The sequence below is a fragment of the Streptomyces sp. NPDC046881 genome, assembly GCF_040645015.1.
Taxonomy (GTDB): Bacteria; Actinomycetota; Actinomycetes; order Streptomycetales; family Streptomycetaceae; genus Streptomyces.
This window is the reverse complement of record NZ_JBEYXJ010000011.1, coordinates 66,299-81,776: the sequence shown is the minus strand read 5'-3', so window position 1 is coordinate 81,776 and position 15,478 is coordinate 66,299. Positions and strand designations below refer to the sequence as shown.

Sequence of the window (15,478 nt, the reverse complement as noted above, 5' to 3'; positions counted from 1 at the left end):
GGCGGGTCAGCTCCTCACGAGGGTCGCGGCGGCGGGGGCGGGCAGGCGTTCCGCGAGCGGGATCACCGGCGGGACCGCCTCCGGTGGCTCCCCGAGCAGGACCCTGCGCACCACCCGCTCGGCGGCCCGCCCGTCGTCGAACTGGCAGAACCGCTCCCGGAACGCGGCTCTGAGCGCCCGGGCCTCCGGGCCGGCGTACGAGCCGTCGCGGAAGACGGCGGCCAGTTCCTCCGGGGTCCGGGCGACCGGTCCGGGCGGCTCGGCCGTCAGGTCGAAGTAGACGCCCCGCGTCTCCCGGTAGACGTCCCAGTCGTCGGCGTACACGACGATCGGCCGGTCCAGGTTGGCGTAGTCGAACATGATGGACGAGTAGTCGGTGACCAGCGCGTCCGCGGCGAGGCACACGTCCTCGGAGGAGCGGTGCGCGGTGACGTCGATGATCCGCTCCGAGTTCCGGGAGCGGCCCCGGTCGTAGAAGTAGTGGGCGCGCAGCAGGACGACGACGTCCTCGCCGGCCGCCTCGCAGAACGCCTCCAGGTCCAGGCCGGGCTCGAAGCCGGTGTGGTGGTCGCGGTGGGTCGGCGCGTACAGCACGGCCGTGCTGCCCTCGGGGACGCCGAGTTCGCGCCGGATCCGGGCCACATCGCTCGCGGTCGCCGTGTAGTAGACGTCGTTGCGCGGATAGCCGTACTCCAGGTGCTCGTAGGAGCCGGGGAAGGCGCGTTCCCACATCTGGGTGGAGTGGCGGTTGGACGACAGGTTGAAGTCCCAGCGGTCGACCCGCCCCAGCAGCCTGGTGAAGCTGCCGGACTGGGCGGCCACCACCGGGTACGTCGACTGGTCCACGCCCATCGTCTTCAGCGGGGTGCCGTGCTGGGTCTGCAGGTGCACACTGCCCGGCCGCTTGACCACGCCCTCGGCGAAGTTCGCGTTGTTGATCAGGTACTTCGCGCGGGCCAGCACCTCCCAGTAGCGTCGGGAGCCGATCACCGCGTACTCGACGTCCTCCGGTACGGCGTGCTCCTGGCCGGCCTCGACCAGGAACACCGAGCGGATGTGCGGGGCGAGTTCGCGGGCCTTGGCGTGGATCGCGGCCGGGTTGCAGGCGTAACCGCGACCCCAGTAGGCGCAGTACACGGCGAGCCGGGCGTCGAGCGGGCGACGCAGGTCGCGCAGGTAGCGCAGCCGGGTGCGCAGCGGGCGCGGGCGCGGCAGCCGGCCGACGGCGCCGTCGGCCGCCCGGTTGGCGCCGCGCAGGGCCCGGAACGCGGTGTACGCGCCCGCCGCCAGCAGCCGGTGCTGCACCCCCAGGCTGCCGCCCGGCACCCGGTGCCCGGCCGGCCGGTGCCGCCGGTAGAGCCGCGCCGCGCGGCGGAAGAACGCCCGGTGCCCGGAGGGCAGCCGCTCCGGCCGGGACGCCGTCTTCAGCACCACGGAGAACAGCTGGTCGAACAGCGGCCCGGTCCGCTCGGCCGGCAGACCGCTGTCGGCCGCCCGCGTCAGCACCTGCTCCACCTGGTCCAGCAGGGTGTGCTGGTGCGGTCCGGGCTGATTGAGCCGGCTGCCCTGCCGGCGCAGCCGGTGCCGTACGACGGCCTGGTGCAGCACCGCGATCCGCCCGGCGGCGACGGTCACCAGGCCGCCCCAGCCGAGGTCGGTGAAGTGACCGTCGGGGAAGACGAGTTCCCGGTCGGCGAGGAAGGCGCGGCGGTAGACGGCGCTCCAGGCCGGCAGCTGCACGCCGGTCAGGGCGGGCCGGTCGGCGGGGGCGAAGGCGCCCTTCGGGGCCCCCGCGAGCAGCGGTGCGGCCGGGTTCGCCGGCTCGCCCTCCCACCAGGGGACGCGCTCGTGCCCGGTGTACAGCACGTCCACGCCGGCGGTCTCGGTGAGCCGGGCGTCCAGCGCGGCCAGCGCGCCCGGCAGCAGCAGGTCGTCGCCGTCCAGGAACAGCAGGTAGGTGCCGGTCGCCGCCCGCATCCCGGTGTTGCGCGCCCCGCTCAGCCCGGCGGACGGCGGCGAGTGGACGGGAGTCACCCGGGAGTCCCGCCCGGCGTACCCGGCGGCGACCTCGGCGGCCGGGGCGTCGGGGGCGTCGCAGACCGGGATCAGCTGGAGGTCGCCGAAGGACTGGCCGAGGACCGAGTCCAGCGCCTGGGACAGCCGGCCGGCGACCCCGTGGGACGGGACGATGATGCTGAAGCGGGGCATTCTGTTCTTTCTGTCGTCGTGCGGACGCGGCCGGGCCGTCCCGCCGGGCGCCAGGTGGACGGCCGGCTCGGGGTGGGCCGCGTCGAGCCGAGGGGCATGGGAACTCCCGGAAGGACCAACGGTGTTCAGTGGCTCTCGGTGACGGGAAGGGGACCGGAAGGTTGCGGCACGGTGGCCAGCGGGGACCGTGCGCAGGCCGCCGGCGCCGGCTTCCGGTCGGCGAGCGGCACCACCGGCGGCAGCTCCGTCTCGCCCCGCACCACCCGGCGTACGACCCGTTCGGCGGCCCGCCCGTCGTCCCACGGGCAGAACCGCTCCCGGAACGCCGCCCGCAGCTGCGCCGAGCGCGAGCCGCACCAGTGGCCGGTGGCGAAGATGTCGATCAGCTCGTCCTCGCTGCGCGCCACCGCGCCCGGCGGGAAGGCCCGCAGGTCGACGTAGACCCCGTGGACCGCCTCGTACGCCGCCCAGTCCTCGGTGTGCACCACGATCGGCCGGTCCAGGCCCGCGTAGTCGAACATGACCGGCGCGTAGTCGGTGAGCAGCGCGTCGGAGGCCAGGCACAGCTCCGCCGGGTCCGGGTGGCCGGAGACGTCGATGATCCGGGTGCCCCGCACGGGGGTGTGGGTGCGCGCCAGGACCACGAAGCGCGGGCCCAGCCGGCGCACGATCCGCTCCAGGTCGAGCAGCGGCTCCTGGGTGCGCCGGTGGTCGCGGTGGGCGGGCGCGTACAGGATCGCGACCGCGCCCTCCGGGACGCCCAGCGTGGCGCGCAGCCGGGCCACGTCCGCCGCGGTCGCCCGCTGCAGCACGTCGTTGCGGGGCAGCCCGTACTCCAGCGTGGTGTAGCCGCCCGGGTGGACGCGCTCCCAGGTCAGGGTGGCGTGCCGGTTGCCCGACAGGACGTAGTCCCACTGGTCGACGCCCCGCAGCAGCTCCGCGAGGTCCAGGTCCCGGGCCGCCGCCGGGCGCTCCAGCAGGTCGAGGCCCGCGTACCCGAGCGGGGTGCCCTGCTGGGTCTGCACGAAGATCTGCCCGGGCCGCTTGCGCAGCCGCCCCTCGAAGCCGGCGTCGCTGACCAGGTAGCGGGAGCGGGCCAGCGCCGTCCAGTAGGCGGCCGTGCCGGGCCGCAGCCGGCGCGGGCCCGCCGGTGCCGCGTGCTCCCGCCCGGGCCGGGCGACCCACGCCGTGCTCACCCGCGGCACGTGCGTACGGAACGCCTCCTCCAGCGCGGCCGGGTCCCCGCGGCCCTCCCGGGCGGCGAACACCGCACGGTCGCAGCGCAGCGGCAGCCGCAGCTGGAACCGGTAGTGCAGCTGGAGGCCGGCGGTGCGCGCGGCGCGCACCAGCTTGACCGCGGACTTCAGCGCCCGCCGGCGGACGGCCGCGGCCAGCTGGAGCGCCCGGAACGTGCGGTGCAGCCCGAAGCGGACCAGGGCGTGCCGCAGCCGCAGGCGCGCCCCCGGCACCCGGTAGCGGCGGTAGTGGGCGCGGGCCCGGCGCAGGAACGCGCCGTGGCTGCCGCGCGGCAGCCGGCCCGGCTTGGTGAACACCGTCACGTAGTGGTCGACCATCCGCCGGAACAACTCGGGTCGCCAGCGCGCCAGTTCGGGCCGCTCCTCGACGTACGCGAACACCCGGTCGTACTGCTCGAACAGGTCGAAGTGCCGGTCGCTGGTGGTGCCGAGGATGCTGCCCTGCCGGCGCTGCCGGTAGTGCACGCACACCCGGTCCAGGGTGGCGAGCGACTGCGCGGTCAGCAGCACCGGGAAGGTCCAGGGGGTGTCCTCGTAGTAGCCCGGCGGGAACCGGAAGCCGTGCCGCTCGACGAAGTCCCGCCGACAGGCCTTGTTCCAGGCCACCATCAGCACCCGCAGCAGCCCCGGCCGGTCCTCCAGCCGGAACGGCGCCGGGCCCTGCTCGGTGAGCTGGGCGGCGAGCTGGTTGCGCACCATGCGGCCGTCCCAGTAGGTGCGCGCGTAGTCGAAGACCAGCACGTCCGGGTCCCCGGTCTCCTTGAGCCGGTCGGCGACCGCCCGCAGCGCGTCCGGGGTGAGGGTGTCGTCGCTGTCCAGGAAGACCAGGTAGTCACCGGTCGCCTGGGCCAGGCCCGCGTTCCGGGCCCGGCCCAGGCCCTGGTTCTCGGCCAGGTGGACCGGCTTCACCCGGGCGTCCCGGGCCGCGTACTCGTCGATGATCGTGCCGCAGGCGTCGGGCGAGCAGTCGTCCACGGCGATCAGTTCCAGATCGGGATACGACTGCGAGAGCACCGAGTCCAGGCACTCGGGGAGATACGCCTGGACCTTGTACGCGGGGACAATGACACTGAACCTGGGCAAGGGACATCCATGGGTCGGTCGGCGCGGGCGTTCTGCCCGGGAACGGCCGATGAAGTGACTTGGTTACGGGTTCCTACGGCATTCGGGGGACACCGGGTGAACGCCGAGGGGCGGGCCGCCGACGGCCCGCCCCTCCAACACTGCCCTTTCCGCGGCTACTTGACCGCTCCGGCCATCACCCCGGACACGAACTGCCGCTGGAACGCGAAGAACACGGCCAGCGGGATCACCATGGAGATGAACGCGCCCGGCGCCAGCACGTCGATGTTGTTGCCGAACTGCCGTACCTGCGTCTGCAGCGCGACCGTGATCGGCTGGGTGCCCGACTTGGTGAACACCAGCGCCACCAGCATGTCGTTCCACACCCACAAGAACTGGAAGATGCCGAGGCTGGCGATCGCCGGCCCGCCCAGCGGCATCACCACCCGGGCGAACAGCCGGAGTTCGCCCGCACCGTCGAGCCGGGCCGCCTCCAGCAGCTCGCGCGGGATCTCCGCGAAGAAGTTCCGCAGCAGGAACACCGCGAACGGCAGGCCGAAGCCGGTGTGGAACAGGATCACCCCGAGGATCGTGCCGAACAGCCCGATCCTGCCGAACAGTTCGGCGATCGGGATCAGCGCGACCTGCACGGGAACCACCAGCAGGCTCACCACGCCCAGGAACCACCAGTCCCGGCCCGGGAACTCCATCCACGCGAAGGCGTACCCGGCCAGCGACCCGATCACCACGACCAGCACGGTCGCCGGAACCGTGATCAGCACCGTGTTCACCAGGGAGTTGGTGATGTCGGAGTTCTCCAGCAGCCGCTGGTAGCTGTCCACGGTCAGCTGGGACGGCTCGGTGAACACCGTCCACCAGCCGCTCGCGCTCATGTCCTGCGGTGTGCGCAGGGACGAGACGAGCAGGCCGATGGTCGGCACCAGCCAGAACAGGCCCACCAGGATCAGGACCACCCGGACCAGCCCGCCGCTCAGCCGCTCGGCGATCCGGGCGCCGGCCGACCGCCTCGCCTTCACCGTACGGACCGGTTCGGCCTTGCCGATGCTTCCGGCGGTCGCCGTCATCGCCGTACCTCCCGCCGCAGCCGACGCACGTTGAACAGCATCACCGGAATCACCAGAAGCAGCAGGAACACCGAGATCGCGCTCGCGATGCCCGGCTGGCCCTCCGCGAAGCCCTTGCGGTACAGCTCCAGCGCCAGCACGTTCGCGTCGTCCTGGGAGGAGCCCGGCGCGATGATGAACACCAGGTCGAACACCTTCAGCACATTGATCATCAGGGTGACGACCACGACCGCCAGCACCGGCGCCAGCAGCGGCACGGTGACCTTGCGGAACACCTGCCACTCGGTGGCGCCGTCCACCCGCGCCGCCTCCAGCAGCTCCCGGGGCACGCCCGCGAGCCCGGCCGCGATCAGCACCATCGCGAAGCCCGCCCACATCCACACGTACGACCCGATGATCGACGGCGTCACGAGCGCCGGACCGAGCCAGTCGACCCCGTTGTACGGCTCCCTGAAGTTGCTCGCGGGCAGCCGGAGCACGGCCCCGTCGGCCGCCGCGGGCAGGGTGAAGGTGCCGTCGCCGGACGCCTTCGTGGACGCGACCACCGCGCCGTCCTTCACCGCCTCGATCCGCATCCCGGCGTACCCCACCTCGGACGGATCCGGCGTGCCGAGCCGGCCGACGCCCTTGCCGCGGGTGAAGTCCTGCCAGGTGCTGCCGGTGACCTCCCCCGGCCGCGGCTTCGCGGCGGCGGCCTTCTTCGCGTCGTCCGGCAGCTGGTCCGGGGCGACGCCGACCAGCGGCAGGGCCACCGGCTGCCCGGCGCGGACGGGCGCCTTGGTGACGAAGCCGCCCTGATCCGGCCGGAGCGGCGAGTCACGGCCCGGGTGCGCCTTCGGGAACGCCGACGACTGCGCGAACGTGTCGTGCACGCCCACCCACACCGCGTTCGCGACGCCCTTGTCCGGGTCCTGGTCGTACACCAGCCGGAAGATGATCCCCGCGGCCAGCATCGAGATCGCCATCGGCATGAAGACGACCAGCTTGAACGCCGTTCCCCAGCGCACGCGTTCGGTCAGCACCGCGAAGACCAGGCCCAGCGCGGTGGCGACCGTCGGCGCGAACACCACCCACAGGACGTTGTTCTTCAGGGCGGTGCGGATGCCGTCGTCGGTGAAGAGGGTCTGGTAGTTGTCGAAGCCGGCGAAGCCGTCGCCGGAGGAGTTGTAGAAGCTGCGGACGAGCGAGTACCCGATCGGGTAGACCACGAGCGCACCGAGCAGCACCAGCGCGGGCAGCAGGAACAGCGCTGCCACGGTCCTGCGGGTGCCGGTCACGCTCTTGCGACCGCGGGGCGCGGCGGGACCCGGCGGGGCCCCGGCCGCCGCTGCCGACGCCATGGCCGGATCAGCTCCCGTTCCCGTAGGCCGCGGCCGCGTCCTTCTCCAGCTTCGCCTGGGCGCCCGCGACGTCCTTCGGGTTCTTCAGGAAGTCCTGGAGGTCCTTCCACTCGCCCTTGCCGGGTGTCCCGCCGAAGGCCTGCGGGGCCTGGTCGGACATGTCGAAGCGGAAGTCGTCGCCGGACGCGATCAGCGCCTTGGCGATCTTCTGCTGGACCGCGTTCGGGTACGCCGAGAGCGGCACGTTCTTGTTCGGGGAGAGGTAGCCGCCGAGCTTCGCCTGGATCGTGGCCGCGTCCGGGGAGGCGAGGAAGGTGGCCAGGGCCTGTGCGGCCTTGGAGTCCTTCAGGATCACCGCCGCGTCACCGCCGGAGACCACCGGCGCGTTGGCGCCGACCGCCGGGAACGGGAACACCTTCGCGTCCGTGCCCACCTTCGCCTTGGTCTCCCCGATGTTGACCTGCACGAAGTCGCCCTCGTACACCATCGCGGACTTCGGCTGGTCGCCGCCGGTGAAGGTCTGGGTGACCGACTGCGGGAACTCCGTCTGGAGCGCGCCCTTCTGGCCGCCCGCGAGATAGTCCTTCCTGCCCCAGATCCCGGCGAGCGTGGTCAGGGCCTGCTTGACCGACGGATCGGTCCACTTGATCTTGTGCTGGGCCAGCTGGTCGTACTTCTCCGGACCCGCCTGGGACAGGTACACGTTCTCGAACCAGTCGGTCAGCGGCCAGCCGTCCGCGCCGGCCACCGAGAACGGGGTCACACCCGAGTCGTACACCGCGCGCGAGGCGGTCAGCAGGTCCTGCCAGGTCTTGGGCTCCTTGGCGCCGGCGTTCTCGAAGACCTTGGCGTTGTACCAGATCAGCGACTTGTTGGCGGCCTTGTAGTAGACGCCGTACTGCTTGCCGCCGACCTTGCCGATGTCCTGCCAGCCCTGCGCGTAGTTCCCGGCCAGCTCCTTGACGGCCTCCGGCCCGAGGGGCTTGGCCCAGCCCTTGTCGACCGCCTGCTTGATGGCGCCGGGCTGCGGGAGCAGCGCGACGTCCGGCGGCTGGCCGCCCGCGATCTTCGAACCGAGGAAGTTGATGATCGGGTCCTGCGCGGGTACGAAGGTGACCTTGGCGCCGGTCCGCTTCTCGAACTCGGCGAGCACCTTCTTGAAGTTGGCCTGCTCGGCGCCGGTCCAGACGGCGGCCACCTCCAGGTGGGCACCGTTCAGCTTCGGCAGGGTCACGGTGGAGGCGGTGGCTCCACCGCTCTTGTCCCCGTTGTCCTTCTTGTCGTTGTCGTTGTCGCTGCTGGAGCAGGCGGAGAGCGCGAGCGCTCCCGCGAGCAGTGCGGCGCATGTGGTGACGGCCCTGTGTGTCCGGAACGTGCTGCTCTTGCTGCGCATCACTTCCCCGTTCGTCGTTCGTCGTTGAACGCTGTTGAACGTCAGAACTCTGTCCCGTGCGCTCCGGTGTACGCCGGGCCGCTCCGGGCGGGCAAGAGCGCCTGCCGGGTCCACCGGGTCATCGTGACCGGCTCGTGACCAGGGGTGTATGCGCGCGGGTTCGCGGGGGCCGGGGGCGGGGCGGTCCCGCCCGGGAGACGGCAGGTTCACCTGGAGGGATGACGGCTTGCGTCGTCCTCCCCGAACGCTTCTCCCGGAGCGCTCAGAGCAGGGACGGGACCTCCGCCGCCGCGACCTGGCGGGCGGCCCGCTCCACCGCGCTCGCCAGCAGCGCCAGGTCCGTCGGGCCGTTGCCCAGCTCCCGCACGGGCCGGCGGGCCGGCGGGTCGCCCATGCGCTGCCAGTCCAGCGGGACGACCGTGGGCCGCTGGGTCGCGGTACGCGGGATACGGCCCGTCACCCGGCCGCCCTGGAAGCCCACGGTCCGCCCGTCCGCGTACGCCAGCGTGCCCCGGCCCGGCGCCGGCTGGTCCGGCCCCGGCTGCGGGGCGTCCAGCGTGATCCGCAGGGCGGCCCGGCGGGCCGGCTCGGACTCCGCCGTACGGCCGCCGGCCCCGGCCGCCGCCACCAGGTGCACGCCGAGCCGCTCGCCGTCCCGGGCCACCGCCTCCAGCACGCGTATCACCGAGCCGGCGGCGGGCCGGCCCGGCGAGCCGAGGGCGGGGGAGACCAGCGCGTCCAGGTCGTCGACGACCACCACCAGCCGGGGCAGCGGGGGTGCCGCCGCGGCCCGCTGCCGGGCCGCCCCGCCCGGCCGCAGCCGCAGGGTGGAGCTGGACGGCGACTCGATGTCACCGGCCGAGGAAGCGGAAGCGGAGGCGGGACCGGCGTGACCGGAGGCGGGGGTGCGCTGGGACACCATCCGGCCGGACACCTCCTGCCCGGCGTGCCACCGCGCGAAGTCCGTCCGGCCCAGCAGCTCCGCCCGGCGCTTCAGCTCGGCGGTCAGCGACTGGGCGAACTCCCGCATGCGCACGGGGTCGTTGGCGATCAGGTGCGTGGTGACGTGCGGTATGTCGGTGCACACGCGCAGGCCCTCGCCCAGGCCGGCGCCCGTGCCGACGCCGTCCCGGCCGTCGAGCAGCACCATGGCCAGCCGGTCCGGGCGTTCGGCGGCGGCCAGCGAGGCGACCACGGTCCGCAGCAGCTCGGTACGGCCGCTGCCGGCCGGGCCCTCGATCAGCAGGTGCGGGCCCTCGGCCACGAGGTCCGCGGTGACCGGCCCGCGCGGCCCGGCACCCAGCACCGCCCGTGCCCGGCCGCCCAGCGACTCGGTGTCGTCGGCCGCGTCCGCCCAGCGCGCCATCAGCGACGCCGGGGTGGCCCGGGCCAGGCCCAGCTCGTCCAGCAGCCGCGCCGAGCGGGGCAGCGGCGTGGCCACGCGCGCGTGCCGCTCGCCGGGCGGGCCGTCCGGGCGCAGCGGCGCCAGCGCCCGCGCGAACCGTTCCGCCCAGGCGGCGGAGACGGCGTCGACGGCGGCGAGCGTGCCGGTGCCGACGGGACCGCCCGGCGCGACCCGCAGCAGTTGCAGCGCGGCGGCGACGTCGCCGCTCAGCAGGGCCACCGCACCGCAGTGCCGGAACGTCGGCGTCACCGTGCACGCGGCCTCGTACGTGCGGGCCACCGGGGAGGCCGGCGAGGCGGTCTCGGTCTCGGCGAGACACACCACGTGGATCCCGGCCCGCGGCCCGGCCACGGCCAGCCGCGCGAGCGCGTCCCGCAGCGCCGAGCCGCCGGGGTCCCCGTCCACGACGACGATCGTGTACGGCCCGGCGAAGCCGCCGGCACCGACGTCGTCCTTGGCCCAGGAGGGCCGCCGGGCGGCGGGCGTCCCGGTGAAGGGGTCGGGGGACGGTGGTGCGGGCATGGGTGCCCGTGCCGGTGTGGCCGGTGGGATCGGGGCCGTGTCGTGGGCGGCGGGGTCGCCGGACGGCGGGGTCGGACCCTGGGGGCCGGGGGCCGTGGGGGTGGCGTTGCGCGCCGGGGCGGGGTGGGCCGCGGTGCGGCCCGTCGCCGCGTGGTCGTCCAGGCGGCGCAGCAGCTCCTCCGCGCGGGCCGCCGCCTGCTCGCGGTCGTAGGCCAGCAGCAGCCGGCAGTCCTGGCCGTGGCCCGGCCGGACGTGCGGGAGCCAGCCCAGCCAGGCCCACTCGGCCGTACGGTCCGCCACCGGCCGCGAGCGGTCGGCGCTGATCAGCACGATCTCCAGCAGGTCGGGGGAGTGCAGCGCGGCGAGCTGGGCCAGCACCGCGCGGGCCAGCCCGGACAGCCGGGGGCGCGGACCGGCCAGGCCCAGCGCGCCCGCCTCGCGCAGCGCGGCGGTCACCGGCACCGCGGGCAGCAGGCCCGAGCCGTCCGGCGCGCTCCGGTCGGCCGTGCCGAGCCGCACGGCCAGCGCCTCGGGGTGTCCCGGCCCGCGCTCCCACAGGCGGGGTCCGGGACCCAGCGCGGTCAGCAGCAGGGCGGCCGGGTCGGGCCAGGTCTCCGGCTGCCGCGCGACACCGGCCGCCGGGGCCACGCCGGCCTGGGCGGCCGTGCCGCCGCCCGTCCCGGGGCCGGCCGGCTGCTCGTCGCGTCCGCCGGCCAGCCGGCGCGCCCAGGCCCCGAGACCGCGCCGCCGGGCACCCTGCGGGGCGTCGGTCCCCCTGAGCGGGGTGCCCTTGCGCCCGCCCGCCCGCGGGTCCTCACCGGCGATCCCGAAGCGCCCCGCGTGGGTGTCCCCGCCGGCCGCCCCGCTCCGGCTCTCCGCACTCGGCGCCGCGGCCTGCCCCGGCACCGCCGCGGACGGCCCGCGCCGGTGCTCCTGAGCCCCCGCGTCCCAGCGGGCGGCGCCCTCGGGGCCGTAGGCGTGCTGCGCGGCCGCACCACCGGGGGCGGCCCCCGCCCCGCCGGGCCGGTGCCCGGCACCGGAGGGAGGGGCGGGCCGTGCTCCGGCGCCGCCCGCGCCGTCCGCCGCGGCCGGTCCCCCGCCGGGAGCACCCGCGCCCGCCGACGGGGACGACTCCCGCGCGGGCGCGGCGGCGGATCCGGCGCCCGGTCCGACCCGTACGCAGCCCTCCCCGTCGGGCACCGTCGGCACGCGCATCCCGGGTCCCCCGGCGGGCGCGACCCGCAGCGCCGACTCGCCTATCCGCAGCAGGCCCCCGGCGGGCACCCGTACCGGCCGCTCCGAGACCCGCACGCCGTCGAGCGTCGTGCCGTTGGTGGAGCCGAGGTCGGCGACCGCGACCCGGCCGTCCGCGTCGACGGTGACCGCGCAGTGCAGGCGGGACACGTCCGGGTCGTCCAGCGGGACGTCGGCGTCGGCGGAGCGGCCGACGGTGATCCGGCCGCCGTGCAGCAGGTGCACCCCGCCCGCGTCCGGGCCGGCGACCACGTGCAGCTGGGTCGGGGCCTCGTCCAGTTCGGGGTGGGGTTCGGGGGCCGCCGGGGCGCCGAGGGAGAGCACGGCGCCGTCCGTCAGCGGCGGTTCGCCGAGGGTGCTGCGCCGGGGGTCGAGCCGCTCGGTGCCCGCGTACAGCACCACGGAGGCGCCGCCGGCCTCCCGGCCGGTGCCGGCGTCGCCGCTGACCGCCCCGGCCAGCGCCGACGCGACCGCGGCCAGCTCCGTGCCCGCGGGCGCCGTGACCAGAACGTCGCGGCTCACGGCGCGGCCCCGCTGCGAGGCCGGGCCGAGCGGGTCTACGACGGTCAGCCGGATCTGCATCCCCACCCCAACACGAGCACGTCGGCCAGTACTGGAAGGCATCCTCGCACCTGCCGCCGACAGCGTGCCCGGAACCCGGTGACAAGTGATCTTGATTGGTCGGCTCTGCCCGCAAAAGTGCCTGACCATCAGGGCGCCGCCGATCAGTTGAGATCGGTCACGTCCGGTTCGGGCAACCAGCGGACCGGGGCGTGCGTCTTTCCGTCGAGCACCTGGGGCTCCCAAGGGCGGCACTACAGTGGGTCGGAACAACAGGAATGCAGGCAAGCAAGCAACAGCAAGCAGCAGGGAGCGCGTGACGTGCGGCCAGTCGGCAGCAAGTACCTGCTTGAGGAGCCGCTCGGACGCGGCGCCACAGGCACCGTCTGGCGTGCCCGCCAGCGCGAGACCGCGGGCGCCGAGGCGGCCGTGCCCGGCCAGCCGGGAGAGACCGTCGCGATCAAGGTCCTGAAGGAGGAGCTGGCGAGCGACCCGGACATCGTGATGCGCTTCCTGCGCGAGCGTTCCGTGCTGCTCCGGCTCACCCACCCCAACATCGTCCGGGTCCGCGACCTGGTCGTCGAGGGCGACCTGCTGGCGCTGGTCATGGACCTCGTGGAGGGCCCCGACCTGCACCGCTACCTGCGCGAGAACGGCCCCCTCACGCCCGTCGCCGCCGCCCTGCTGACCGCCCAGATCGCCGACGCGCTCGCCGCGAGCCACGCCGACGGCGTCGTCCACCGCGACCTGAAGCCCGCCAACGTGCTGCTCATGCAGAACGGCGGCCAGATGCACCCGATGCTGACCGACTTCGGCATCGCCCGCCTCGCCGACTCCCCGGGCCTGACCCGCACCAGCGAGTTCGTCGGCACGCCCGCGTACGTCGCCCCGGAGTCCGCCGAGGGCCGCCCGCAGACCTCCGCCGTGGACATCTACGGCGCCGGCATCCTGCTGTACGAGCTGGTCACCGGCCGTCCGCCGTTCGGCGGCGGCTCCGCCCTCGAGGTCCTGCACCAGCACCTGAGCGCCGAGCCGCGCCGCCCCTCCACCGTCCCGGACCCGCTGTGGACGGTCATAGAGCGCTGCCTGCGCAAGAACCCCGACGAGCGGCCGAGCGCCGAGAACCTCGCGAGCGGGCTGCGGGTCGTCGCCGAGGGCGTCGGCGTGCACGCGAACGCCGCGCAGATCGCCGCCGCCGAGGGCGTGGGCGCGCTGCTCGCCCCGGACCCGGACCCGGCCGCCGTCCCGGGCGTGCCCGGCGCCGCCGACCCCACCCAGGTGCTGCCGACGAACGCGCCGCAGGGGGCGTACGACCCGAACGCGGCGACCAGCGTGCTCCCGCACACCGGTGGCCCGGCCGGCGCCGCCGACCCCACCGCCGTCCTGCCGAACACCGGCGCGGCGGACCCCACGGCCGTCCTGCCGCCCGTCGGCCAGGGCCAGTACGGCCAGCAGGGCCAGCAGGGGCAGCAGCCCGAGCAGCCGCACCCCTGGCAGACGCAGCTGCGCGCCGCCCGCGACCGCAACGAGCAGACGCAGATCCAGTACCTGGACCCGGACGAGGACCCGCTGCGCCGCCGCCCCCAGCGGCAGGTCGCCCGGCCCCAGCAGCAGCCGCGCCAGGCTCCGCAGCCCCGCCCGCAGCAGCCGCAGCCGCGCGGCCGGCAGCGGTCGCCGCAGGCCCCCGGCTACGGCTATCCGCAACAGCAGCCCCAGCAGTACGCACCGCCGCAGCAGCCCCAGCAGCCGCAGCGGTACGCGCCGCCCGCCCGGCCCGAGCCGCAGCGGCCCGCGCGGGAGCCCCGGGCCCCGCGGCAGCGCAGCGCCAACCCGACGAAGATCCCCGGTCTCGGCTGCCTGAAGGGCTGCCTGTTCACGATCGTCATCCTGATCGTGGCGAGCTGGCTGATCTGGGAGCTGACCCCGCTGCAGGACTGGATCGGCACCGGCAAGGGCTACTGGGACCAGATGACCGACTGGATCGGCAAGGTCGGCGGCTGGATCAAGGACCTGAGCGGTTCGTCCGGCAGCGGGAACTGATCGCCGCCCGGGCCTTCGGTTTAAAGATTTGTCGACATCTGCCGGGTGATTTCCGTCTCCGCGGTGAAGGTTGGCTCGGCGGACGCGTAGTTTTGGCGACAACACGCGTCTGTAGGAGCAGTCTTGGCACGGAAGATCGGCAGCCGGTACACCGCGAACCAGATCCTGGGGCGGGGGAGCGCCGGCACGGTGTGGCTGGGCGAGGGACCGGACGGCCCCGTCGCCATCAAGCTGCTGCGCGAGGACCTCGCCTGCGACCAGGAGCTCGTCGGACGCTTCGTGCAGGAGCGCACCGCCCTGCTCGGGCTGGAGCACCCGCACATCGTCACCGTGCGCGACCTGGTCGTCGACGGCAACGACCTGGCCCTGGTCATGGACCTCGTGCGCGGCACCGACCTGCGCACCCGGCTGGAACGGGAACGGCGGCTCGCCCCCGAGGCGGCCGTGGCGATCGTCGCCGACGTCGCCGACGCGCTGGCCGCGGCCCACGCGGCCGGGGTCGTCCACCGGGACGTCAAGCCCGAGAACGTCCTGCTCGACATGCAGGGCCCGCTCGGGCCGGGCGGCGCCCACCCGGCGCTGCTCACCGACTTCGGCGTCGCCAAGCTGATCGACTCGCCGCGGCGGACCCGCGCCACGAAGATCATCGGCACGCCGGACTACCTGGCCCCGGAGATCGTGGAGGGCCTGCCCCCCCGGGCCGCCGTGGACATCTACGCGCTGGCGACCGTCCTGTACGAGCTGCTGGCCGGCTTCACGCCCTTCGGCGGCGGGCACCCCGGCGCGGTGCTGCGGCGGCACGTGACCGAGACCGTCGTACCGCTGCCCGGGATCCCCGAGGAGCTGTGGCAGCTGCTCGTGCAGTGCCTGGCCAAGGCCCCCGCCTCCCGGTTGCGCGCCTCGGAGCTGGCGGCGCGGCTGCGCGAGCAGCTGCCCATGCTGGCCGGGATGCCGCCGCTGGACGTGGACGAGCCGGACCCGTCCGAGGAGGCCGCCGAGGAGTCCGCGCCGTCGGCTCCGCAGGGGGAGCCGGTACGGCGGCGGGGGGCGGTGTCCCTCGTTCCCGGGGCCAGGCCCGACTCCAACCGCGACACGCACACGTCGATGCGGGTGCCGGGGCCGGACGAGCTGGCCGGCGGGGCCCACGGGACCGCCCGCGCACCCCGGGCCCCCGGCGCGCCCCGCCCCGGCTCGGCCCGCCACAAGGCCGCGGTGCGGCGGCGCCGGGTGACCCTGGGGGTGGCCGGGGTGGTGGTGGCCGCGGTCGTGGCCGTCGGCGCGTGGCTCGCCTCCTCCGGCGAGGACTCGGACACACCCCGGCCCGGCCACAGCACGTCGGCCCCCTGACCCGC

At 74.9% G+C, this 15,478-nt stretch carries 8 protein-coding genes; 2 read left to right on the top strand and 6 right to left on the bottom strand.

Going from position 1 to position 15,478, the window contains the following annotated elements; genetic code table 11:
* Nucleotides 1–6: 6 nt before the first annotated feature.
* From ABZ923_RS08475 to ABZ923_RS08450, 6 genes are all read right to left on the bottom strand, one after another.
* Nucleotides 7–2,208 (bottom strand): CDP-glycerol glycerophosphotransferase family protein, encoded by a 2,202-nt coding sequence (locus tag ABZ923_RS08475; RefSeq protein WP_361468431.1) that lies wholly within the window; start codon nt 2,206–2,208, stop codon nt 7–9.
* A 125-nt stretch (nt 2,209–2,333) separates the two neighbouring features.
* Entirely contained in the window at nt 2,334–4,547 is a 2,214-nt protein-coding gene (locus tag ABZ923_RS08470) for a bifunctional glycosyltransferase family 2 protein/CDP-glycerol:glycerophosphate glycerophosphotransferase (RefSeq protein WP_361468428.1), read from the bottom strand.
* 155 nt (nt 4,548–4,702) lie between these two features.
* Nucleotides 4,703–5,611: a carbohydrate ABC transporter permease gene (locus tag ABZ923_RS08465; RefSeq protein ID WP_361468425.1), complete on the bottom strand. Its 909-nt coding sequence runs from the start codon at nt 5,609–5,611 to the stop codon at nt 4,703–4,705.
* Nucleotides 5,608–6,888 carry a sugar ABC transporter permease gene (locus ABZ923_RS08460; RefSeq protein WP_361468520.1) on the bottom strand — a complete coding sequence of 427 codons (1,281 nt, stop codon included), beginning with the start codon at nt 6,886–6,888 and terminating at the stop codon, nt 5,608–5,610. Before ABZ923_RS08460 ends, ABZ923_RS08465 begins: the two co-directional genes overlap by 4 nt.
* 70 nt (nt 6,889–6,958) lie before the next feature.
* Nucleotides 6,959–8,344: an ABC transporter substrate-binding protein gene (locus ABZ923_RS08455; RefSeq protein ID WP_361468422.1), complete on the bottom strand. Its 1,386-nt coding sequence runs from the start codon at nt 8,342–8,344 to the stop codon at nt 6,959–6,961.
* 262 nt (nt 8,345–8,606) lie between these two features.
* Entirely contained in the window at nt 8,607–12,107 is a 3,501-nt protein-coding gene (locus tag ABZ923_RS08450; RefSeq protein ID WP_361468518.1) for an FtsK/SpoIIIE domain-containing protein, read from the bottom strand.
* Nucleotides 12,108–12,407: 300 nt separating this feature from the next.
* Here ABZ923_RS08450 and ABZ923_RS08445 point away from each other — a divergent pair, with 300 nt between their 5' ends.
* Both ABZ923_RS08445 and ABZ923_RS08440 read left to right on the top strand, forming a co-directional pair.
* On the top strand, nt 12,408–14,126 hold the full coding sequence (locus ABZ923_RS08445) for a serine/threonine-protein kinase (RefSeq protein ID WP_361468420.1): 1,719 nt from the start codon (nt 12,408–12,410) through the stop codon (nt 14,124–14,126).
* Nucleotides 14,127–14,249: 123 nt separating this feature from the next.
* Nucleotides 14,250–15,473 carry a serine/threonine-protein kinase gene (locus ABZ923_RS08440; protein ID WP_361468417.1) on the top strand — a complete coding sequence of 408 codons (1,224 nt, stop codon included), beginning with the start codon at nt 14,250–14,252 and terminating at the stop codon, nt 15,471–15,473.
* The last annotated feature ends 5 nt before the right edge of the window (nt 15,474–15,478 follow it).